Origin of the sequence: Enterobacter sp. 342 (assembly GCF_036663495.1) — a bacterium.
Lineage (GTDB): Bacteria > Pseudomonadota > Gammaproteobacteria > Enterobacterales > Enterobacteriaceae > Enterobacter.
In genome coordinates, this window is record NZ_JAWUEI010000029.1 from 39,451 (window position 1) to 59,920 (window position 20,470).

The 20,470-nt window shown below is 54.1% G+C and carries 19 protein-coding genes and 1 pseudogene; 11 read left to right on the forward strand and 9 right to left on the reverse strand.

Annotated features, from left to right (window positions below; all coding sequences use genetic code 11):
- Positions 1 to 35: 35 nt before the first annotated feature.
- Positions 36 to 1,100, forward strand: coding sequence for an AI-2E family transporter (locus V6E55_RS19545; protein WP_316943696.1), 1,065 nt, complete (start codon positions 36 to 38; stop codon positions 1,098 to 1,100).
- Between the two features lie 95 nt (positions 1,101 to 1,195).
- Here V6E55_RS19545 and bcp read toward each other — a convergent pair whose 3' ends face one another.
- Both bcp and V6E55_RS19555 read right to left on the reverse strand, forming a co-directional pair.
- The gene (gene bcp / locus V6E55_RS19550) at positions 1,196 to 1,666 is read right to left on the reverse strand and encodes a thioredoxin-dependent thiol peroxidase (protein ID WP_014171119.1); all 471 of its coding nucleotides are present in this window, start codon (positions 1,664 to 1,666) and stop codon (positions 1,196 to 1,198) included.
- A complete protein-coding gene (locus V6E55_RS19555) occupies positions 1,666 to 2,235 on the reverse strand; it encodes a glycine cleavage system transcriptional repressor (protein WP_028016134.1) in 570 nt (189 codons plus the stop codon). Before V6E55_RS19555 ends, bcp begins: the two co-directional genes overlap by 1 nt.
- A 145-nt stretch (positions 2,236 to 2,380) precedes the next feature.
- On the opposite strand from V6E55_RS19555, the gene dapA reads away from it, so the two are divergent.
- From dapA to ypfH, 6 genes are all read left to right on the forward strand, one after another.
- Positions 2,381 to 3,259: a 4-hydroxy-tetrahydrodipicolinate synthase gene (gene dapA / locus V6E55_RS19560; RefSeq protein WP_316943697.1), complete on the forward strand. Its 879-nt coding sequence runs from the start codon at positions 2,381 to 2,383 to the stop codon at positions 3,257 to 3,259.
- Between the two features lie 16 nt (positions 3,260 to 3,275).
- Positions 3,276 to 4,310 (forward strand): outer membrane protein assembly factor BamC, encoded by a 1,035-nt coding sequence (gene bamC, locus V6E55_RS19565; protein ID WP_028016136.1) that lies wholly within the window; start codon positions 3,276 to 3,278, stop codon positions 4,308 to 4,310.
- 109 nt (positions 4,311 to 4,419) lie between these two features.
- Positions 4,420 to 5,133 (forward strand): phosphoribosylaminoimidazolesuccinocarboxamide synthase, encoded by a 714-nt coding sequence (gene purC, locus V6E55_RS19570; RefSeq protein ID WP_008501631.1) that lies wholly within the window; start codon positions 4,420 to 4,422, stop codon positions 5,131 to 5,133.
- A gap of 120 nt (positions 5,134 to 5,253) precedes the next feature.
- Positions 5,254 to 6,123, forward strand: coding sequence for a KPN_02809 family neutral zinc metallopeptidase (gene ypfJ / locus V6E55_RS19575; RefSeq protein WP_316943699.1), 870 nt, complete (start codon positions 5,254 to 5,256; stop codon positions 6,121 to 6,123).
- On the forward strand, positions 6,123 to 8,069 hold the full coding sequence (locus tag V6E55_RS19580) for a tRNA(Met) cytidine acetyltransferase TmcA (protein WP_316943701.1): 1,947 nt from the start codon (positions 6,123 to 6,125) through the stop codon (positions 8,067 to 8,069). Before ypfJ ends, V6E55_RS19580 begins: the two co-directional genes overlap by 1 nt.
- A gap of 73 nt (positions 8,070 to 8,142) precedes the next feature.
- Complete coding sequence (ypfH, locus tag V6E55_RS19585; RefSeq protein WP_114977552.1) at positions 8,143 to 8,838, forward strand: esterase; 696 nt, start codon at positions 8,143 to 8,145, stop codon at positions 8,836 to 8,838.
- Positions 8,839 to 8,876: 38 nt separating this feature from the next.
- Here ypfH and V6E55_RS19590 read toward each other — a convergent pair whose 3' ends face one another.
- From V6E55_RS19590 to V6E55_RS19600, 3 genes are read right to left on the reverse strand one after another with little or no spacing between them, the layout of a single operon-like run.
- Positions 8,877 to 9,074, reverse strand: a complete 198-nt coding sequence (locus V6E55_RS19590) for a YpfN family protein (RefSeq protein ID WP_014171111.1) — start codon at positions 9,072 to 9,074, stop codon at positions 8,877 to 8,879.
- A 24-nt stretch (positions 9,075 to 9,098) separates the two neighbouring features.
- Positions 9,099 to 10,226: a succinyl-diaminopimelate desuccinylase gene (gene dapE / locus V6E55_RS19595; RefSeq protein WP_316943703.1), complete on the reverse strand. Its 1,128-nt coding sequence runs from the start codon at positions 10,224 to 10,226 to the stop codon at positions 9,099 to 9,101.
- Between the two features lie 10 nt (positions 10,227 to 10,236).
- Complete coding sequence (locus V6E55_RS19600) at positions 10,237 to 10,587, reverse strand: ArsC family reductase (RefSeq protein ID WP_114977554.1); 351 nt, start codon at positions 10,585 to 10,587, stop codon at positions 10,237 to 10,239.
- A gap of 387 nt (positions 10,588 to 10,974) precedes the next feature.
- Here V6E55_RS19600 and ypfM point away from each other — a divergent pair, with 387 nt between their 5' ends.
- Positions 10,975 to 11,034 (forward strand): protein YpfM, encoded by a 60-nt coding sequence (ypfM, locus tag V6E55_RS19605; protein WP_015572204.1) that lies wholly within the window; start codon positions 10,975 to 10,977, stop codon positions 11,032 to 11,034.
- A 109-nt stretch (positions 11,035 to 11,143) separates the two neighbouring features.
- Here ypfM and acrD read toward each other — a convergent pair whose 3' ends face one another.
- On the reverse strand, positions 11,144 to 14,257 hold the full coding sequence (gene acrD / locus V6E55_RS19610) for a multidrug efflux RND transporter permease AcrD (RefSeq protein ID WP_236919648.1): 3,114 nt from the start codon (positions 14,255 to 14,257) through the stop codon (positions 11,144 to 11,146).
- 142 nt (positions 14,258 to 14,399) lie between these two features.
- Positions 14,400 to 16,094, reverse strand: coding sequence for a nitrate/nitrite two-component system sensor histidine kinase NarQ (narQ, locus tag V6E55_RS19615; protein WP_316943706.1), 1,695 nt, complete (start codon positions 16,092 to 16,094; stop codon positions 14,400 to 14,402).
- 152 nt (positions 16,095 to 16,246) lie between these two features.
- On the opposite strand from narQ, the gene aegA reads away from it, so the two are divergent.
- The 3 genes from aegA (at position 16,247) to V6E55_RS19630 (ending at position 20,027) form a co-directional block, all read left to right on the forward strand.
- A complete protein-coding gene (aegA, locus tag V6E55_RS19620) occupies positions 16,247 to 18,223 on the forward strand; it encodes a formate-dependent uric acid utilization protein AegA (RefSeq protein WP_316943708.1) in 1,977 nt (658 codons plus the stop codon).
- Positions 18,224 to 18,288: 65 nt separating this feature from the next.
- The gene (gene nudK, locus V6E55_RS19625; protein WP_316943710.1) at positions 18,289 to 18,882 is read left to right on the forward strand and encodes a GDP-mannose pyrophosphatase NudK; all 594 of its coding nucleotides are present in this window, start codon (positions 18,289 to 18,291) and stop codon (positions 18,880 to 18,882) included.
- 101 nt (positions 18,883 to 18,983) lie between these two features.
- Complete coding sequence (locus tag V6E55_RS19630) at positions 18,984 to 20,027, forward strand: DUF1176 domain-containing protein (RefSeq protein ID WP_316943712.1); 1,044 nt, start codon at positions 18,984 to 18,986, stop codon at positions 20,025 to 20,027.
- A gap of 71 nt (positions 20,028 to 20,098) precedes the next feature.
- Here V6E55_RS19630 and V6E55_RS19635 read toward each other — a convergent pair.
- Together V6E55_RS19635 and V6E55_RS19640 are read right to left on the reverse strand one after the other, a co-directional pair.
- Positions 20,099 to 20,242, reverse strand: a pseudogene (locus tag V6E55_RS19635) (transketolase-like TK C-terminal-containing protein); the annotation flags it as partial.
- A gap of 9 nt (positions 20,243 to 20,251) precedes the next feature.
- Positions 20,252 to 20,470 (reverse strand): IS30 family transposase (locus V6E55_RS19640; RefSeq protein ID WP_316943714.1); only part of this gene is annotated, 219 nt, incomplete at its 5' end.

Here is a 20,470-nt window from a genome sequence, read left to right on the forward strand (position 1 = left end):
TCTCACTCCTGCCATTCGATTCAGGGAAGGGTTGTATGCTCGAAATGTTAATGCAGTGGTATCGGCGTCGGTTCAGCGACCCGGAAGCCATTGCTTTGCTGATTATTCTGGTCGCCGGATTTGGCATTCTGTTCTTCTTCAGCGGTCTTCTCGCGCCCCTGCTGGTGGCGATTGTGCTGGCCTATCTGCTGGAGTGGCCAACGGTGCGGCTGGAACATATTGGCTGTTCCCGTCGCTGGGCGACCAGCATCGTACTGGTGTTGTTTGTCGGCATTCTGCTGCTGATGGCGTTTGTTGTCATGCCGGTTGCCTGGCAGCAGGGAATTAACCTGATCCGCGATATGCCGGGCATGTTGAATAAACTTTCTGATTTTGCCGCCACGCTTCCGCGTCGCTATCCAGCCCTGATGGATGCAGGGATTATTGATGCGATGGCCGAAAATATGCGCGCCCGCATCATGACCATGGGCGATTCGGTGGTGAAATACTCGCTGGCCTCCCTGGTCGGGCTGCTGACGCTGGCGGTTTACCTCGTGCTCGTCCCGCTAATGGTGTTCTTCCTGGTCAAAGATAAAGAGCAGATGCTTAACGCCGTCAGGCGCATTTTGCCGCGTAATCGCGGGCTGGCAGGACAGGTCTGGCAAGAGATGAACCAGCAGATCACCAACTACATTCGCGGCAAAGTGCTGGAGATGATTGTGGTCGGGGTCGCGACGTGGATCGGCTTCCTGATCTTCGGTCTGAACTACTCGCTGCTACTGGCGGTGCTGGTGGGCCTCTCAGTTCTTATTCCGTATATCGGCGCGTTTGTGGTGACCATTCCGGTTGTGGGCGTCGCGCTGTTCCAGTTTGGTCTCGGGACTGAGTTCTGGAGCTGCTTTGCAGTATATCTGATTATTCAGGGGCTGGATGGTAATCTGCTGGTGCCGGTACTGTTCTCAGAGGCGGTGAACCTGCATCCGCTGGTGATTATCTTATCCGTGGTAATTTTCGGTGGGTTGTGGGGATTCTGGGGCGTGTTCTTTGCCATTCCGCTGGCAACACTGATTAAAGCTGTGGTTCACGCCTGGCCGGATGTACCGGCGGTGGAAGAGAAGTAGTTTTTGTGCGGCCTGATGCCCTCATACCGACCCTCTCCCACGGGAGAGGGCGTAAACACTAAAAACGGCAACCTGGGTTACCGTTTTGCTGTTTATCAGGCACTTTGTTTCAGCCAGTTCAATACCACATCGTGGTGATTGCTGGTTTTGAAGTCATCAAACACATGTTCAACTTTACCGTCAGCGTCAATCAGGAAGCTGATGCGGTGAATGCCGTCGTAGGTTTTACCCATAAATGTCTTCTCGCCCCAGACGCCGAACTGCTCACACACCTGATGGTCTTCGTCAGAAAGCAGCGTGAAGTTCAGCAGCTCTTTCTCGGCAAATCGTGACAGTTTTTCTGGTTTATCGGTGCTGATGCCCAGCACTTCCACGCCGACTTTTTTCAACTCGTCCATGTTGTCGCGTAAGCCGCAGGCCTGTACGGTGCAGCCGGGGGTCATGGCTTTCGGGTAGAAATAGACCAGAACACGCTGTCCCTGGAAGTCGGTCAAATTTACTTGCTCGCCGTCTTGATCCGGTAAGCTAAATTTCGGTGCGATATCACCGGCTTTCAGTGGATTCATTACTCAACTCCATCCTGTTCGTGCTGCGAATAATTGACGACGCTTATACTGCCTTGCGCGTTTAATTCTGTACAGAGGGCTTTGAACGCTTGCTCGATATTTGACGCATCCTGTGAGGCAGGACTGTGTGCGGTAATTTGAATAAAGAGCGTGGGAACGGCGCTCTCGTCGCCCGGCTGTGTACGGGAAACGAGCTCAGCGATGTTCATCTGATGGCTGTCAAACAGTGCGGTAAAGCGCTCAATCAGATGAGGGGAATCAGGGACTTCAACCTGCACCCAGACAGTCGCCGGCATAGCCGGACGCGGGCGCGCGGTGGTACGTTTCATCACGATCAGCAAATCCAGCTCTGCACCTTTCAGTGGTAGGGTAGATTCGATAAGCGTAATCGCATTCCATGTTCCGGACAGCAGCATAATAAACGTGAACTCTTCGCCCAGCATCGCCAGACGGCTGTCTTCGATATTACAGCCGCAACTGCTCACGTGACGGGTGATGGTGTTCACGATACCCGGCCTGTCGGCACCCAGCGCAGTGATAACCAGGTAATGTTGTGATGAGGTTGTCAAACCTGTTCTTCCTTTGCATGGTTAAGTCTTCCTAAGGAAAGCATAAAAAAAACATGCATACAACCGCCTGAGGGCCTCAGGTCGCTTGCTTTTATTACAGTTCCAAACGTACCATTGAGACTCTTGTTCGCACAGAGGATGGCTCATGTTCACGGGAAGTATTGTCGCGCTTGTAACACCGATGGATGAAAAAGGTAATGTCTGCCGGTCAAGCATGAAGAAGCTGATTGATTACCATGTCGCCAATGGAACCTCGGCGATCGTTTCGGTAGGGACTACCGGTGAATCTGCAACGCTGAGCCACGAAGAGCACGGCGATGTGGTCATGCTGACCCTGGAACTGGCTGACGGACGTATTCCTGTCATCGCGGGGACAGGAGCTAATGCAACCGCAGAAGCTATCAGTCTGACCAAACGTTTTAATGACAGCGGCATTGTGGGCTGTCTGACGGTAACCCCTTACTACAACCGTCCTACTCAGGAAGGTTTGTTCCAGCACTTCAAAGCCATCGCTGAACATACTGACTTGCCACAAATTCTGTATAATGTGCCGTCCCGTACTGGCTGCGATATGCTGCCGGAAACCGTTGGTCGTCTCGCGGAAGTAAAAAATATTATCGGTATTAAAGAGGCGACAGGGAACTTAAGCCGCGTTCATCAGCTCAAAGAGCTGGTTTCAGACGACTTTATCCTGTTGAGTGGTGATGATGCGACCGCGCTGGACTTTATGCAGCTCGGTGGTCATGGCGTGATCTCCGTAACGGCAAACGTTGCGGCGCGCGATATGGCTGAAATGTGCAAACTGGCAGCAGCGGGTCACTTTGATGAAGCGCGTGTCATTAATCAGCGTCTGATGCCGTTGCACAATAAATTATTTGTCGAACCCAATCCGATCCCTGTGAAATGGGCATGTAAGGAGTTGGGACTTGTAGCAACCGATACGCTGCGTCTGCCAATGACACCGATTACCGACCATGGTCGTGAAATCGTTAAGGCAGCGCTGAAGCATGCCGGTTTGCTGTAAAGTTTAGGGAGATTTGATGGCTTATTCAGTACAGAAGTCGCGCCTGGCGAAGGTTGCGAGTGTTTCGCTTGTTATGCTGCTCGCTGCCTGTAGTTCAGACTCGCGCTACAAGCGCCAGGTGAGCGGTGATGAATCCTATCTGGATGCGACCCCGCTTGCTGAACTTCACGCACCGGCTGGTATGATCCTGCCGATTCAGAACGGCGATTATAATATCCCCGTGACCAACGGTAGCGGCCTGGTCGGTAAAGCGCTTGATATTCGTCCACCAGCACAGCCTCTGGCGCTGGTAAACGGGGCGCGTACTCAGTTCACTGGTGATACGGCGTCTCTGATGGTTGAGAGCGCGCGCGGTAGCACCCTGTGGCCGCAGGTGGTGAGCGTCATTCAGTCGAAGAACTACACCATTGATAAACGTGATGACGCCAGCCAGACGTTAACCACCGACTGGATCGAATGGAACCGTCTGGATGAAGATCAGCAGTACCGTGGTCGTTATCAAGTCTCCGTTAAACCACAAGGTTATCAGCAGGCGGTTAACGTTAAGCTGTTGAACCTGGAACAGGCGGGCAAACCGGTTGCAGATGCGTCATCCCTGCAGCGTTACAGCACCGAAATGCTGAACGTGATTGCTGCGGGTCTGGATAAGACCGCGACTGATGCCGCCAACGCAGCGCAGAGCCGCAACGGCGTGACGTTCGACGTTCAGAGCGGTGCGGATGATACCGGTCTGCCAATGCTGGTTGTTCGTGCACCGTTTAACCAGACCTGGCAGCGCCTGCCAGCGACGCTGGAAAAAGTGGGCATGAAAGTGACCGACAGCACGCGTTCTACGGGTAGCATCACGGCAACGTATAAGCCGCTGTCTGACAGCGCGTGGCAGGAATTGGGCGCTAAAGATCCTCAGCTTGCCTCCGGTGACTACAAGATTCAGGTAGGCGACCTCGATAACCGCAGTAGTCTGCAGTTTATCGATCCGAAAGGTCACACGCTGACCCAGTCGCAGAACGATGCGCTGGTCGCTGTCTTCCAGGCGGCATTCAGCAAATAAATATGAGGGCTGGTTAATCCAGCCCTTTTTATTTTAGTGCTACGCAAACGTGTGCGTGGCATAATATCCCCAGTTTTGAACACAAATCATCACACCAGGAGTAATGAAGATGCAGAAGCAAGCTGAGTTGTATCGTGGCAAAGCGAAGACCGTATACAGCACGGAAAACCCGGATCTGTTGGTGCTCGAGTTCCGCAATGATACGTCAGCAGGGGATGGCGCACGCATTGAGCAGTTCGATCGTAAAGGCATGGTGAACAACAAGTTCAACCACTTCATTATGACCAAACTGGCCGAAGCGGGTATCCCGACTCAGATGGAAGCGTTGCTGTCCGATACGGAATGTCTGGTGAAAAAACTGGATATGGTTCCGGTTGAGTGCGTTATTCGTAACCGTGCCGCGGGCTCTCTGGTGAAGCGTCTGGGCATTGAAGAAGGTATCGAGCTGAATCCACCGCTGTTCGACCTGTTCCTGAAAAATGATGCCATGCACGATCCGATGGTCAATGATTCTTACTGCGAAACCTTCGGCTGGGTGAATAAAGAGAACCTGGCGCGTATGAAAGAGCTGACCTACAAAGCCAACGACGTGCTGAAAAAACTGTTTGATGACGCGGGCCTGATCCTCGTCGACTTCAAGCTGGAGTTTGGCCTGTTCAAAGGTGAAGTCGTGCTGGGCGACGAGTTCTCACCAGACGGCAGCCGTCTGTGGGATAAAGAAACTCTGGATAAAATGGACAAAGACCGTTTCCGTCAGAGCCTGGGTGGCCTGATTGAAGCGTACGAAGCCGTTGCTCACCGTTTAGGCGTTAAGCTCGACTAACTCCCTCAGTTGCCAAAGGATGTTTGCATCCTTTGGCGTCTTACCTTTGTTTCCTATGGTAATCTTGCCGTTAACCGCCTACGATCATAGCTATTATTAATGGAATAGTTCGAGGTGTTTATGCGCTGGCAAGGGCGTCGTGAAAGTGACAATGTAGAAGACAGACGCAGTGATGGCGGTGGCGGTCCTTCCATGGGCGGGCCCGGTCTCCGCTTACCCAGCGGGAAGGGCGGAATCATTCTGCTGATTGTGGTGCTGGTCGCGGGGTATTACGGGGTCGATCTCACCGGTTTAATGACCGGTCAGCCGTTGCAACAGCAGCAACATTCTCAGCGCTCCATCAGCCCAAATGAAGATGAAGCGGCCAAATTTACCTCCGTTATCCTCGCCACAACAGAAGACACCTGGGGTCAGTTGTTCGAGAAGATGGGGCGTTCCTATCAGCAACCGAAGCTGGTGATGTACCGCGGTGCAACCCGTACCGGATGCGGTACCGGTCAATCAGTGATGGGGCCGTTCTACTGCCCGGCAGATGGCACCGTTTATATCGATCTCTCTTTCTACGATGACATGAAACGTAAGCTTGGTGCTGACGGTGATTTTGCTCAGGGCTACGTGATTGCGCATGAAGTCGGCCATCATGTGCAGAAGCTGCTGGGGATTGAACCTAAAGTGCGCCAGCTTCAGCAAAATGCCTCGCAGGCTGAAGTTAACCGCCTTTCGGTAAAAATGGAGCTGCAGGCAGACTGCTTTGCCGGCGTCTGGGGCCACAGCATGCAGCAGCAGGGGGTTCTGGAGTCCGGTGACCTTGAAGAGGCACTAAACGCCGCTGAGGCGATTGGCGACGACCGACTTCAGCAACAGAGCCAGGGGCGCGTGGTACCGGACAGTTTCACTCACGGTACATCGCAACAACGTTACAGCTGGTTTAAACGTGGTTTCGACAGTGGCGATCCGGCGCAGTGTAATACTTTCGGCAAAGCGATGTAATGGCGTCGTTTGAGCAATTGATCAGCGAGCTTGAGCGTACTGGTCAACGTCGCCTGGTGGTGCTGAGCGGTGATGAGCAATGGACGTTATCGCAGGCTGTGGCCCTGCGAGAGACTTTACCTGGAGACTGGGTGTGGCTGGAGGAACAGCCATCAAAAGCCATCAGTAGCCTGCTGGGACGCGAGTTTCGGCATGCTATTTTTGACGCCTGCACTGGGTTCGATGTCTCCGCCTTTGCGGCTCTGAGCGGAACGCTGAGTGCCGGAAGTCTTCTGGTTCTGAGGGTTCCGCCGCTCGCGCACTGGGCTGAACATCCCGATCACGATTCCCTGCGCTGGAGCGATAGTGCCGAAGCGATAGCCACTCCGTATTTTGTACGCCATTTTTGCCGGACCATTGCCGCCGATCCCGATGCGATTGTCTGGCTTCAGGGGCACCCTTTTTCGCTCCCTCCTTTTCCCGACGCACCCGACTGGCAGCCTGCCAGCGGGGGACCGCAACGCGAGCAGGCTGTGATCCTCAATGTCCTTGAGGGGATGTCGCCTGGCATCGTGGCCGTCACCGCCGCGCGCGGGCGCGGAAAGTCAGCCCTGGCGGGAATGTTGCTGAATCGCATTGCGGGCAGCGCTGTGGTCACCGCCCCAGCGAAGGGAGCGACGGATGTTCTCGCCCGTTTTGCAGGAGAGCATTTCAATTTTATGGCCCCGGATGCGCTGCTGGCCTCTTCGTTGCAGGCCGACTGGCTAATTGTCGATGAAGCTGCTGCGATCCCCGGCCCACTACTTGAAAAGTTGGTATTGCGTTTTCCTCGCGTGCTGTTGACCACGACGGTTCAGGGTTACGAAGGGACGGGGAGAGGGTTCTTATTAAAATTCTGCGCCCGGTTTACCGGATTGCAGCGTTTCAGCTTATCTGTACCGATTCGCTGGGCTGCGGGCTGCCCGCTTGAGCGGGTCGTCGCCAGCGCACTGCTTTTTGACGATACGCTTCTCGATCACCGCCCGGAAGGCGAGGTGCGTTTGACCTCTCTGGAACCGGAGGCGTGGGAACGCCAACCGGCACTTGCGACAGGCGTTTACGAGCTGCTCTGTGCGGCTCACTATCGCACCTCACCGCTTGATTTACGCCGCATGATGGACGCTCCCGGGCAGCATTTTGCCGTCGCCCAGACAGACTCTGATATCGCCGGGGCGCTCTGGCTGGTGGATGAAGGCGGGTTATCATCCGAGCTTAGCCGCGCCGTTTGGGCGGGGTATCGGCGTCCTCGTGGGAACCTGGTGGCACAGTCTCTGGCAGCCCACGGCGGATCACCACTGGCGGCGACGCTCAAAGGCAGACGGGTGACTCGCATTGCTGTACACCCTTATCGCCAGCGGGAGGGCATCGGTCAGGCGCTGATTCGCAACGCCAGTGGTGAGGATTATCTGTCAGTGAGTTTTGGCTATACCGATGAACTTTGGCATTTCTGGCAGCAATGCGGGTTTGTGCTGGTGCGGATGGGTAGCCATCGTGAAGCCAGCAGCGGTTGTTTTACCGCAATGGCGTTGTTGCCGCTGAGCAAGGCGGGGCATCAGTTGTGTGAGCAGGCGCAACTGCGTCTGAAGCGCGATGCGCGGGTGTTATCGACCTGGAACGGTGAAAAGATCCCAGTGGAAGATGGCTGGGAAGCTACCCTTAATAATGACGACTGGCTGGAGCTGGCCGGGTTTGCCTTTGCGCATCGGGCCTTTTCGACCTCCGTCGCTGCGCTAACGCGTCTGCTGCTGAGTGTGGACATGCCTCTCCCGGCACTGCGCGATAAAATGGCAGGGAAGACGGATGACCTCGGGCGAAAAGCGTTGCTGGCAAAGCTTCGCAGCGAAACGGTGCAAGCGCTTGAAAAGCTGGATAAAGCGCGCTGTCAGCAGCTGAAAAACGCTATTTTGCAATGGCAATTTTTTCAATGACTTCTTCAGTAAAGTGGCATGGTCATTCCCGCCGGGAGGCGTAGAATCCAGGTCATCTATTAAGGAGATCACCATGAAACATGACCATTTTGTTGTTCAAAGCCCTGACAAACCGGCTAAACAGTTACTGCTTCTGTTTCATGGTGTTGGTGATAATGCCGTCAACATGGGCCAGATTGGCAGCTGGTTTGCACCTGTTTTCCCGGATGCCTTGATTATCAGCATCGGTGGCATAGAGCCATGTGGTCCAAACGGACGCCAGTGGTTCTCTGTGCAGGGCGTGACAGAAGAGAATCGTCAGGCTCGCATTGACGCTGTCATGCCAGCGTTTATTGATATCGTACGCTACTGGCAGCAGCAGAGCGGCGTGGGAGCAGATGCCACTGCGCTGATTGGCTTCTCGCAGGGGTCAATCATGTCGCTGGAAAGCGTAAAAGCGCAACCGGGTCTGGTGTCACGCGTGATTGCGTTTAATGGCCGTTTTGCGACGTTACCGACGAGCGCCACCACGCAGACGACGATCCACTTGATCCACGGTGGTGAAGACCGGGTGATTGAGCTCTCGCATGCGGTTGCCGCTCAGGAAGCGCTGATTCGCGAAGGTGGGGATGTGACGCTGGATATCGTTGACGATCTGGGGCATGCCATTGACGATCGCAGTATACAGTTTGCGCTCGACCATCTGCGCTATACCGTACCGAAGCACTATTTTGATGAGGCGCTCAGCGGCGGTAAGCCGGCTGATGACGATATTGTAGAGTTTATGTGAGGTTATCCCCTCTCCTCAGGAGAGGGGATACAGACTGATTACTTCTTCTGGTCCTTCTTCGGCCAGTCGTCGTCATCGTCCCACTTGTCGTTAAAATCACGGTGTGGTGGCAGGTCCGGCTTGTTAGCGAGAAATTTTTTATGGTCAACGCGCTTAAGATCTTTAATCACGTTAAGCAACACGCCGACCAGAAAAACTAACACCAGAATCCACCAGTATTTTGAAAGCCAATCCATTTGCTATTCCTCTCAGAGCGTTCGTCAGGCGACGAGTTGCTCCATAATGCGTTGATACATACGGGCCAGCAGTTGCAAATCTGCGGCATTCACACACTCATTGATTTTATGAATGGTCGCGTTCACTGGTCCCAGTTCGACAACCTGGGCGCCCATACGGGCGATAAAGCGTCCGTCAGAGGTGCCACCCGTCGTCAGCAGTTGTGGCTTAATTTCATTATAGTGCTCGATGGCGTTCACTACCGCATCCACCAGTTTGCCACGCTGCGTCAGGAACGGCTGACCGGAAAGCCACCAGTCCACGGTGTAGCGCAGGTTATATTTCTCCAGCAGAGCGACGACACGCGCTTTGATCATCTCATCGGTCAGTTCAGTGCTGAAGCGGAAGTTAAACTGGACGAAGAAATCACCCGGGATTACGTTGTTGCTGCCGGTTCCTGCTTTGAGGTTCGCAATCTGCATACTGGTCGACGGGAAGAACTCGTTACCTTTGTCCCACTCAATCGCCACCAGTTCGTTCAGCATCGGCGCAGCGCGATGGACAGGGTTATCGGCCAGATGCGGATAAGCAACATGCCCCTGAACCCCGTGAATGGTCAGGTTACAGGTCAGCGAGCCACGGCGACCATTTTTTACGACATCACCCACCACTTCGGTACTGGACGGCTCTCCGACCAGACAGTAGTCGAGACGCTCGTTTCGCGCCATCAATGCTTCAACAACCTTCACGGTACCGTTATGGGCACTGGCTTCTTCATCTGAGGTGATTAAAAATGCGAGACGGTTTTTATGGTTTGGATGCTGGGCAACAAAACGCTCTGCTGCCACGACCATCGCCGCCAGGGAGCCTTTCATGTCTGCCGCACCGCGACCAAACAGCATGCCATCGCGGATGGTCGGTTCAAATGGCGGGTTAATCCAGCGATCCGCATCACCTGCGGGAACGACATCAGTATGCCCGGCAAAGGCCAGCGTTTCGCCCTGACCACGCCACGCCCAGAAGTTCTGGGTATCGCCAAAATCCATGCGTTCGACGGTAAAACCGATGGCACGCAGGCGCTCAATCATTAATGCCTGACAACCTGCGTCGTCCGGGCTAAGGGAAGGACGGCGAATAAGCTGCTGAGTCAGCTCAATGACCGGGCATGACATAAACTACACCTCAACGAAAAAAGTCGGAATAAAGGGTTTCACTGAAACCCAGCAGCATAGGCTGCCCGGGCGCGCAGAGCAATGGGCGTTTGATAATTGCTGGCATGTCGAGCATCAGTTTTGCTGCGCTGTCGCCATCAACGATGCCTGCGCGGAGAGATTCATCCAGCTTACGCCAGGTGGTGCCGCGTGTATTCAGCAGGGCTTCCCAGCCCAGTTCTTTGATGGCGTTATGCAGAAATTCTGCATCAAGTCCATCGGCACGGTAATCATGGAAGCGGTACTCCACGTTGTTCGCGTCCAGCCAGCGGCGGGCTTTTTTGATGGTGTCGCAGTTTTTAATGCCGTACATCACAACCATGGTGAATCCTTTTGTTCCTGTGGTGATAAAATGTTCAATAAATTCGAAGATATATCCTTAAGCAGAATATAACACATTCAAGAATTGTCTTAATTTACTCATCATCTTAATTCAACTCACACTTGTACGCTGAATATTCTTTCATCATTTAAGCATAGATGCCCATAAAGTTTAAATTGCCAATAAACTCAGTAAGTAAAATAAAACTCACCTGCTTGTATGGTTATTTCTAAATATTGCTTGCCGTCACAAAAAATTTAAGGTTCTCCGTTCATATTTATCATAATTCTCTGACAGTGGCGGGGTATAATCACAGCAATTGGTTAAATTGTCTTCACAATGATGATACGTTTTCGTAGAATGCGCATAATAATAAGAGAGGTTGTTATGATTGAACGTGAACTGGGGAACTGGAAAGATTTTATCGAAGGCATGCTTCGTAAATGACATTCAGTAAGAATTGCAAGAGCACTTAAATAAGTAAAATAATCATAGTGTGAATGAATCACACAATAAAAAGGCGGCTAAAAAAAGCCGCCTTTTTTATGTCTATACGTTACTCGGGACGTTCTTTCAGCGGGAAACGACGACGTACCAGCACAAAGAACAAGGGAACAAAATAAATGGCCAGGATGGTCGCCGAAATCATGCCCCCCATGACGCCTGTACCTACCGCATGCTGACTGCTGGAGCCTGCGCCTGTGCTGGTTGCCATCGGAAGTACACCGAAAACAAACGCCAGCGACGTCATCAGGATTGGGCGTAAGCGCTGGCGACAGGCGTGCAGCGTGGCAGCCATCAGTTCGTGACCTTTAGCATTCATCTCGTTAGCGAACTCAACAATCAGAATGGCGTTTTTCGCCGACAAACCGATAACGGTGAGTAACCCCACCTGGAAGTAAACATCGTTCTCCAGGCCGCGCATCCAGGTTGCCAGTAGTGCGCCGATCACTCCAAGGGGAACCACCAGCATGACCGAGAACGGGACTGACCAGCTTTCATACAATGCGGCAAGGCAGAGGAAAACGACCAGCAATGAAAGCGCGTAAAGCGCGGGAGCCTGCGCTCCTGAGAGCCGTTCCTGGTATGACATGGCTGTCCACTCCAGACCAAAACCTGCAGGTAGCTGTTGCACCAGTTTTTCCATGGTATCCATGGCGGTACCTGTGCTGACGCCCGGTGCAGCTTCCCCAACGATTTCAACTGCAGAATAGCCGTTATAGCGCTCCAGACGTGGTGAACCGCTCTCCCAGTGTGAGGAGGCAAAAGCGGAGAACGGCACCATACCGCCGGTATTATTACGGACAAACCAGCGGTTAATGTCATTCGGCAACATGCGGAACGGCGCAGCGGATTGTACATACACTTTTTTCACGCGGCCGCGATCCATAAAGTCATTCACATAGCTTGAGCCCCACGCCGTTTGCAGGGTGTCGTTGATGTCGTTGATTGAGACGCCCAGCGCCTGCGCCTTACGTTGATCGATATCCACCTGGAGCTGCGGACTGTCATCAAGACCGTTATGACGAACGCGGGTCAGACCGGCGTCTTTCCCTGCCAGCTCTAAGAGCTTATCGCGTGCCGCCATCAGTGCCGTGTGGCCTGCGCCGGCGTGATCCTGCAACTCCATATCAAACCCGGCGGAACTGCCCAGCCCGCTAATCGCCGGTGGACTGCTGGCAAAGACGCGTGCTTCTTTGATATGTGCAAAGGCTTTCGTCGCGCGCTCAATAATGGCAAAGGAGGTTCCGGTTTTCGTATCGCGCTCATCCCAGTCTTTCAGGCGGACAAACATACGGGCGACGTTCTGCCCGTTTCCGCCCGGGCCAGAGCCCACGGTGGAGAAGACCGATACAACGTTATCCTTCTCTTTAGTGAAGAAGTACTGCTCCACTTTCTGAACCACTTTTAGTGTCTGCTGCTGCGTTGCACCACTCGGGAGCTGCACCGAGGTGGTGAACATTCCCCGGTCCTCCATCGGCAGGAATGAGGTCGGCAGATGCAGGAACAGCCAGACCATGCCGCCGAGCAGCACCACGTAAATCATCATCCAGCGCAGACTGCGGTGAAGTACTCGCCCGACGGCAGATTCATATCGTGCGGCATTGCGGTTGAACATCCGGTTAAACCAGCCGAAGAACCCTTTTTGGCCGTGATGTTCCCCTTTGTGCAGCGGCTTAAGAATTGTGGCGCAGAGTGCGGGGGTGAGGATCAATGCGACCAGCACGGAGAGCACCATTGCCGAGACGATGGTTATCGAGAACTGGCGGTAGATCGCTCCGGTGGTGCCGCCAAAGAAGGCCATCGGGATAAAGACCGCCGACAGCACCATCGCAATACCGACCAACGCTCCCTGAATTTGGCCCATGGATTTGCGCGTGGCCTGGCGCGGGGAAAGGCCTTCCTCGCTCATTATTCGCTCGACGTTTTCGACCACCACGATGGCATCATCCACCAGAAGGCCAATTGCCAGCACCATCGCAAACATCGTCAGGGTGTTAATGCTGTAGCCAAACGCGTAAAGCACCGCAAAGGTCCCCAGCAGGACGACAGGGACGGCGATGGTTGGGATCAGCGTTGCGCGGAAGTTTTGCAGGAACAGGTACATGACCAGGAACACCAGCGCGATCGCTTCCAGCAGGGTCTTCACCACATCTTTAATCGAGGCTTTGACGAAGGAGGTGGTTTCATAGGCGACTTTATATTCCAGCCCGTGCGGGAAATACTGTGAAAGCTCATCCAGCCGATCTAACACCAGTTTCGCTGTGGCCATTTCATTGGCGCCGGAGGCCAGTTTAATCCCCAGACCCGAGGCCTGATTGCCGTTAAAGCGGCTCAGGTAGTCGTACTTCTCCGCACCCATTTCCACCGTGGCGACATCGCCAAGACGCACTTCCGAGCCATCCTGATTCACACGCAGGGTAATGTCGCGGAACTGGTCCGGGGTCTGAAGCAGTGACTGCGAATTAATGGTGGCATTCAGGGCTTGTTTATCTACGGAAGGCGTGCCTCCTAACTGCCCCACGGCAATCTGGGCGTTTTGGGCTTTGATAGCATCCGTTACATCGGTTGCGGTCATCTGGTAGCTGTTGAGCTTGTTGGGATCGAGCCAGATGCGCATTGAGTATTGTGAACCGTAAGCGTCGATATCGCCTACACCGTTAATTCGGCTGATGGGGTCCTGAATATTACTGGCAACATAGTCCGCAATATCCTGCTTATCCATGGAGCCATCAGTGGAGACAAACGCGATAGTCAAAATGTTGGTATCACCGGTTTTACGCACGGTCACACCCTGGTTCTGCACCGCCTGAGGCAGTTTACGCATGGCCGACTGCAGTTGATTTTGCACCTGCTGTACGGCTTCATCGGGATCAGTGCCGGCGGTAAAGCTCAGTGTGACCGTCGCCTGACCTGTCGCGCTGCTTTGCGAGGACATGTACATCAGGTTATCCAGACCCGTCATGTTCTGTTCGATAACCTGTGTCACGGTATTTTCCAGCGTCTGTGCGGATGCTCCTGGATAGTTGGCGGTGACGCGTACGTTAGGTGGTGCCAGATCGGGATATTGCTCGACAGGAAGTGACGTAATCGCCAGGACACCTGTCAGACATAACAGAATGGCCAGTACCCAGGCAAAAATGGGGCGATCGATGAAAAAATTCGCCATGAAAAAGTGACCTCGTTTTGCTGCACGTCATTATTGTTTATTGCCTGCATCACTTTAGCGGCAAGACGAAGACCAAACGTGGAGAAATAAAGGAGATAATGTAAATTATCATACGCTTTTTCCTGCGCTTCCCCCTTTACCGTTATTTACCGGTTAACGGCGTGGGGACCGGGAACGTCACGCTGACCAGCGTGCCGCCGTTTTGCGGCTGAGAAAAGTGCAGCATTCCTCCGAGCCGTTGCGCGCGTTCACGCATAATATTCAACCCGTAGTGTCCCGCTGGTTCGCTGGCTTCGCCAATCCCGATGCCGTTGTCACGAATGCTGACGCTGTGCGTGCCATCCACGGAGGTCACGCAGCTTACGGTGATCTCGCTGGCCTGCGCGTGCTTAATGGCGTTCAACACGGCCTCGCGCACGATCTGCAACAAATGCACCTGCTTTTGCGCGTCCAGCGCCAGCGAGGAGAGGCGACAGTCAAGATGTAGCTTCGCCTGTGTCTGGCTCTGCAGAACGTCGAGAGACTCCTGGAGTGCCGCAGGTAAATTCGCGTGGTTGAGCGTCAGACGGAAGGTGGTGAGCAGTTCGCGCAGTTGATGCCAGGCATTGTTAAGCTCGCGGGAAAAGTCGGTGATGATGGTCTGAGCCGGGGCATTGTCCTGCGGCACCGCATGTTTCAGCAGCGTGAGCTGGATCCGCAGATACGACAGCACCTGTGCCAGCGAATCATGGAGTTCGCGGGCGATGGTTGCGCGCTCTTCCATCAGCAGCAGTTGCTGGTAATGTTTTTGCGCCTCGTTAAAGTACAGCCCGCGTCCGAGCATCGTCGCCACACTTCTCATCAGTGGGAGAGGAACACTGTCCGTCTCACTTTGCCAGCGCAGCTCACCATACAGCGTATCCTGCATCAGCACCGGCAGGTTTTGCAGTGGAATACCGCTTGTTTCTGTTCCTTCACATAACCGCCAGTCGTCGCTGGTGCGTAATTCCAGATAATTCATCTGAGTATATTCATGGACGATCTGCAGGATATGCCGGAAACACAGGCTGTCTATCTGGCCGGTATTCAGCGCCTGAGAGCATTTGAACAGCATTTCGAGCTGCTGATGGGCTTCATGCAAATGTCGCGTTTTTTCCGCCACCGAGGCTTCTAGCGAACGATAGAGGGTATGTAACTCGGCCGACATATGGTTGAAGGCGCGGGAGAGTTGGCCCAGTTCATTTGGCAGTGCGGTATCCGGGGCAGGGGTCTCAAATTCCCCTCGCTCAATCCGTTCGCTTGCTGCGACAAGATTGTTAAGCGGTAGCACCACCTGACGACGGATGCGTCGCAGGGTAAACAGCGTCAGTAGCAGTATCCCAAGCGCGCCAGCCAGAGAGAGCAGGGTCACCGTCTGGATTTTATGTTCGGTATAGTGCTGGAGGGTAAGCACAAAGGCATCAATACGGCCGACAAAATCTTCAATGTGGCTTTGATACCACGCGCTATCGCCTTGCGCGATGCGCTTATCCATCTCCAGCCAGGCTACATGCAGTTGCTGATAACGCTGTTTCACGTTGTCCGGTACATACCAGCGATTCAACTTTTCTAATGCCGGGGCGCTTAATGTCTTCTGCCAGTTTTCGCGATGCGCCGCCAGAGACGGGCTGTTGCCCTGCATCTCATAGCCCAGCCGGTAGCTCTGCATACGCAGTGAACCTGCGATGTTGATGGCTTCGGCATCACGCTGGCTACTGGTCAGCGTCAGCAGTGCGACGCTGCTGGTCAGAACGGATAACGCAATGATCGAAAAGAAAGCCCAGGCCAGGCTTCCGGAAACAGGTCGTTTAACGGTCACAGAACGGCCCTCTGAATAAAATTGATCTGCCACAGGTTCACTGGAAATAGTTTGACGTCCTGGGCATTTGAACATTGCCCGATCGCGCCGTAATGCGTAAATACCATATTCATACAAAGAATAAGGTTATTGAACCAAAAACAGGTGTGGTTATGAATCGTTTTATTATGGCTAACAGCCAGCAATGCATTGGGTGTCGGGCCTGCGAAGTGGCCTGCGTGATGGCACACAATGGTGAGCAGCATGTCCTGAGCGAGCGCCATTTTCATCCTCGTATCACGGTCCTGAAATCTGGCGAGAAGAGAAGCCCCGTTACCTGCCATCATTGTGAAGCTGCACCCTGCGCGCAAAGCTGCCCAAACGGCGCCATCAGCAAATGCGATGACAGCGTACAGGTGAATCAACAAAAATGCATCGGTTGTAAAGCCTGCGTGGTGGCTTGCCCGTTTGGTACGATGGACATTATCGTCACTCCGCTTGAAAACGGCAGTGTGAAGGCATCGGCGAATAAATGCGATCTCTGCCTGACGCGCCCACAAGGCCCGGCCTGTATTGAAAATTGCCCGGCAGATGTCCTTTCGCTGGCGACGTCTGCCGTGCTGGATAACCTGGCCAAATCGCGCCGACAGCGCACTGCCAGCCTGGAGGCGCAGCCCTGGCATGCGGAGGCTGTCAGAGAGGTTATTTCGCAAACCAAACTGCAGCGGATGCAAACGACCCCGCCACGCGGCGAACCTGACAAGCTTACTGCCGCAGAACGCGTTAACCATTTTAACGAAATTTACCTGCCGTTCCGGGCTGCACAGGCCAGTCGCGAGGCATCGCGATGCCTGAAATGCGGAGAGCACAGCATCTGCGAGTGGACCTGTCCGCTGCACAACCACATCCCGCAGTGGATTGAGCGCGTCAATGCGGGGGATATTGCGGGTGCCGTCGAGCTTTCTCATCAGACCAACTGTTTACCCGAAATTACGGGGCGCGTCTGTCCGCAGGACCGATTATGTGAAGGAGCCTGCACGCTGCGCGATGACGCGGGATCAGTCACCATTGGAAACATTGAGCGCTATATTTCTGACCAGGCGCTGGCGATGGGCTGGAGACCGGATATGAGCGGTATTGTACCGGTGGACAAGCGGGTTGCGATTATCGGGGCAGGGCCTGCCGGGCTGGCCTGTGCTGATGTGCTGGTGCGTAATGGTGTCAGGGTGACGGTTTATGACAGGCATCCGGAAATTGGCGGTTTGCTGACCTTTGGTATCCCGGCATTCAAACTCGACAAATCACTGCTCGCGCGACGCAGAGAGATATTTACCGCGATGGGGATCCGCTTCGAACTGAACTGCGAGGTGGGCCAGGATGTGTCGATGTCTCAGTTGCAGGACGACTTTGATGTGCTGTTTATTGGCGTGGGAACCTATCGCTCCATGAAAGCGGGGATCCCGCATGAAGACGCGCCAGGCGTCTATGACGCGTTGCCTTTCCTGGTGGGCAACACGCGCCATGTTATGGGGCTGGAGGCGACGGCCAGTGAACCGTTTATTGATACTCACGGGTTAAACGTCGTGGTGCTTGGTGGGGGAGACACGGCGATGGACTGCGTCCGCACTGCGTTACGCCACGGCGCGGCGAAAGTCACCTGCGCCTATCGTCGGGATGAGGTCAATATGCCGGGCTCGAAGAAAGAGGTGAAGAATGCCAAAGAAGAGGGCGCTGCGTTTGAATTTAACGTCCAGCCAGTTGAGTTGACGCTTGATCCAGACGGCAAGGTCAATGGCATCCGGATGCTGCGTACCGAACTCGGGGAACCGGATACTCAGGGACGGCGTCGACCTGTTCCGGTGGCGGGTAGTGAGTTTGTGATGTCTGCTGATGCCGTGATCATGGCGTTTGGTTTTAACCCACACGCGATGCCGTGGCTGCAGGCGCAGGGTGTCGAAACAGATGACTGGGGGAGAATCGTGGCCTCGGTAGAGAGTCGCTATCGTTACCAGACGACCAACCCAAAAATCTTCGCTGGTGGCGATGCGGTGCGTGGGGCGGATCTGGTGGTGACCGCGATGGCGGAAGGGCGTCATGCGGCGCAAGGAATGCTCGACTGGCTTGGGGTTGGCACGTCGAAACATCATTAACCGGCGGGCGACAAAGCGGGAGCCACGGCGTAGTATAGGACGACTCATTGTGCCGTGGAGCCCGTATGACCCTGAAAATTGACGTTATCAAAGACAAAATTCTCTCTGAAAACTACTTTGTCCTGCGTAACATCACCTATGATCTTACACGTAACAACGGTGAAGTGATCCGCCACAAACGCGAGGTCTATGACCGCGGCAACGGGGCAACCATTTTGTTCTATAACCGTCAAAAGCAGAGCGTGGTGCTGATCCGTCAGTTCCGGGTAGCCACCTGGGTTAATGGCAACCCTGATGGCCGTTTGATTGAGACCTGTGCTGGCCTGCTTGATGATGACGAGCCGGAAGTGTGTATCCGCAAAGAGGCCGTTGAAGAGACCGGCTTTGAAGTGGGAGAGGTCAAAAAGGTCTTCGAGCTGTTTATGTCCCCAGGCGGCGTAACGGAAATTGTGCATTTCTTCATTGCGGAATACAGCGATGCGCAGCGGACTCACCGGGGCGGTGGTGTCGAAGATGAAGATATCGAAGTGCTGGAGCTCCCCTTTTCCCGTGCGCTGGAGATGATGCGTTCAGGCGAAATCAGGGATGGCAAAGCTGTGATATTACTGCAGTATTTACAAACAACCGGGCTGATGGACACTGCTTTCGAACGGATGTAGATGATTTTTCGGGTATATCTGATAAATCCGATTGAGCAACCCCGGTGGTAACATGAAGATACTGCCCAGTTAAGCGTTTTCGTTCCGGGATTGTGTCATTCATGCGCTACAGTGTTTTTTTATTCTCTCTGTTTTGTGTGCTTCTCGCGCCGCAGGTGCGGGCTGCGCCTGCTCAGCAGGCATTTTCTGACTGGCAGGTGACCTGCAATAACCAGAATTTCTGTCTGGCACGCAACACGGGTGAACACCGTGGTCTGGTTATGACGCTCACCCGAAGCGCCGGGGCGAAAACGGATGCAACGCTGCGTATTGATCTCGGTGGCCTTGACGCCCCGTCGGTTAAAGAGCCGGATATTGCTCCCCGTCTGCTGCTGGATAACGTTCCCCTTAAGCTGGACAAACAGCACTGGCAGCTCACGCCCTGGCATCTGAAAACGGACGATGCCGCCACCATTACCGCTTTTCTGAAAAACATCCAGGAAGGGAAGTCTCTGACCCTGCGCGGCGGTAAGCAGGTGATTTCACTGACCGGGCTTAAGGCCGCGTTGCTGTTCATTGATGCGCAGCAAAAGCGCGTCGGGAGCGAAACCGCGTGGATCAAGAAAGGAGATGATCCGCCGTTAAGCGTTCCACCCGCTCCGGCTTTAAAAAAGGTGACGGTCGTCAATCCGACACCGACGCCGCTCTCCCACGCTGAACTGAACGATCTGCTGGACTATGGTACCGGACGGATGAACAGTAATCAGTGCTCGCTGGATCCTAACCGCCGGGAAGTGCGCGTCACCGCGTTAACCGATGACAAAGCGCTGCTGATCGTCAGCTGCGAGGCGGGGGCTTATAACACTGTCGATCTGGCGTGGCTGGTATCACGTAAAAAACCGTTCACCGCCCGCAGCGTCAGGCTGCGTCTGCCCTTTACACCGTCAAGTGACGACAGCGAAATGGAATTGATGAATGCCAGCTTCGATGAGAAGACGCGCGAGCTGACAACGCTCGCGCTGGGACGTGGTTTGGGAGATTGTGGTGTCCAGACACGCTGGCGTTTTGACGGCCAGCGTTTTCGCCTGGTACGTTATGCCGAGGAGCCCAGTTGTGATAACTGGAATAGACCAGACGCCTGGCCCACGCTGTGGATCACGCGGTAGCTTTTTGCCGGGTGACGTAATCGCGATGGTTTTGCAGGCCGGGTAAGCGACAGCGCCACCCGGCAACAGCACTAAAGCACGCTCAACGCCTTCTCAACCACGTTCTCAACGGTAAAGCCGAAATACGGGAACAGCTTATCGGCAGGCGCCGATTCACCGTATCCGTGCATCCCGACAATCGCCCCTTTCAGTCCCACGTACTTGTACCAGTAGTCGGTGTGAGTTCAACCGATGGACGCAACACACTTATTGAATCGCTCTGCGGGTGATTCATAGTCTAGCGTTTTTCTGGGCCTTTCGTTGAGCTGCCGGGCAACACTGTTAAGTCTTTGCTGGCTGTGAACCGATAAGTCAGTTCCTTTTGGAAAATATTGTCTGAGCAATCTGTTCGTATTTTCATTTGAGCCACGTTGCCAGGGAGATTGAGGATCACAAAAATAAAT

What these genes read in the sequence shown, in the direction of transcription:
- dapE (WP_316943703.1), bottom strand. Translation starts at nt 10,226, where the DNA reads ATGTCATGCCCGGTCATTGAGCTGACTCAGCAGCTTATTCGCCGTCCT.
- V6E55_RS19580 (WP_316943701.1), top strand. Translation starts at nt 6,123, where the DNA reads ATGGCGTCGTTTGAGCAATTGATCAGCGAGCTTGAGCGTACTGGTCAA.
- V6E55_RS19545 (WP_316943696.1), top strand. Translation starts at nt 36, where the DNA reads ATGCTCGAAATGTTAATGCAGTGGTATCGGCGTCGGTTCAGCGACCCG.
- bcp (WP_014171119.1), bottom strand. Translation starts at nt 1,666, where the DNA reads ATGAATCCACTGAAAGCCGGTGATATCGCACCGAAATTTAGCTTACCG.
- aegA (WP_316943708.1), top strand. Translation starts at nt 16,247, where the DNA reads ATGAATCGTTTTATTATGGCTAACAGCCAGCAATGCATTGGGTGTCGG.
- acrD (WP_236919648.1), bottom strand. Translation starts at nt 14,257, where the DNA reads ATGGCGAATTTTTTCATCGATCGCCCCATTTTTGCCTGGGTACTGGCC.
- nudK (WP_316943710.1), top strand. Translation starts at nt 18,289, where the DNA reads ATGACCCTGAAAATTGACGTTATCAAAGACAAAATTCTCTCTGAAAAC.
- ypfJ (WP_316943699.1), top strand. Translation starts at nt 5,254, where the DNA reads ATGCGCTGGCAAGGGCGTCGTGAAAGTGACAATGTAGAAGACAGACGC.
- dapA (WP_316943697.1), top strand. Translation starts at nt 2,381, where the DNA reads ATGTTCACGGGAAGTATTGTCGCGCTTGTAACACCGATGGATGAAAAA.
- purC (WP_008501631.1), top strand. Translation starts at nt 4,420, where the DNA reads ATGCAGAAGCAAGCTGAGTTGTATCGTGGCAAAGCGAAGACCGTATAC.
- V6E55_RS19600 (WP_114977554.1), bottom strand. Translation starts at nt 10,587, where the DNA reads ATGGTTGTGATGTACGGCATTAAAAACTGCGACACCATCAAAAAAGCC.
- V6E55_RS19590 (WP_014171111.1), bottom strand. Translation starts at nt 9,074, where the DNA reads ATGGATTGGCTTTCAAAATACTGGTGGATTCTGGTGTTAGTTTTTCTG.
- V6E55_RS19630 (WP_316943712.1), top strand. Translation starts at nt 18,984, where the DNA reads ATGCGCTACAGTGTTTTTTTATTCTCTCTGTTTTGTGTGCTTCTCGCG.
- bamC (WP_028016136.1), top strand. Translation starts at nt 3,276, where the DNA reads ATGGCTTATTCAGTACAGAAGTCGCGCCTGGCGAAGGTTGCGAGTGTT.
- ypfH (WP_114977552.1), top strand. Translation starts at nt 8,143, where the DNA reads ATGAAACATGACCATTTTGTTGTTCAAAGCCCTGACAAACCGGCTAAA.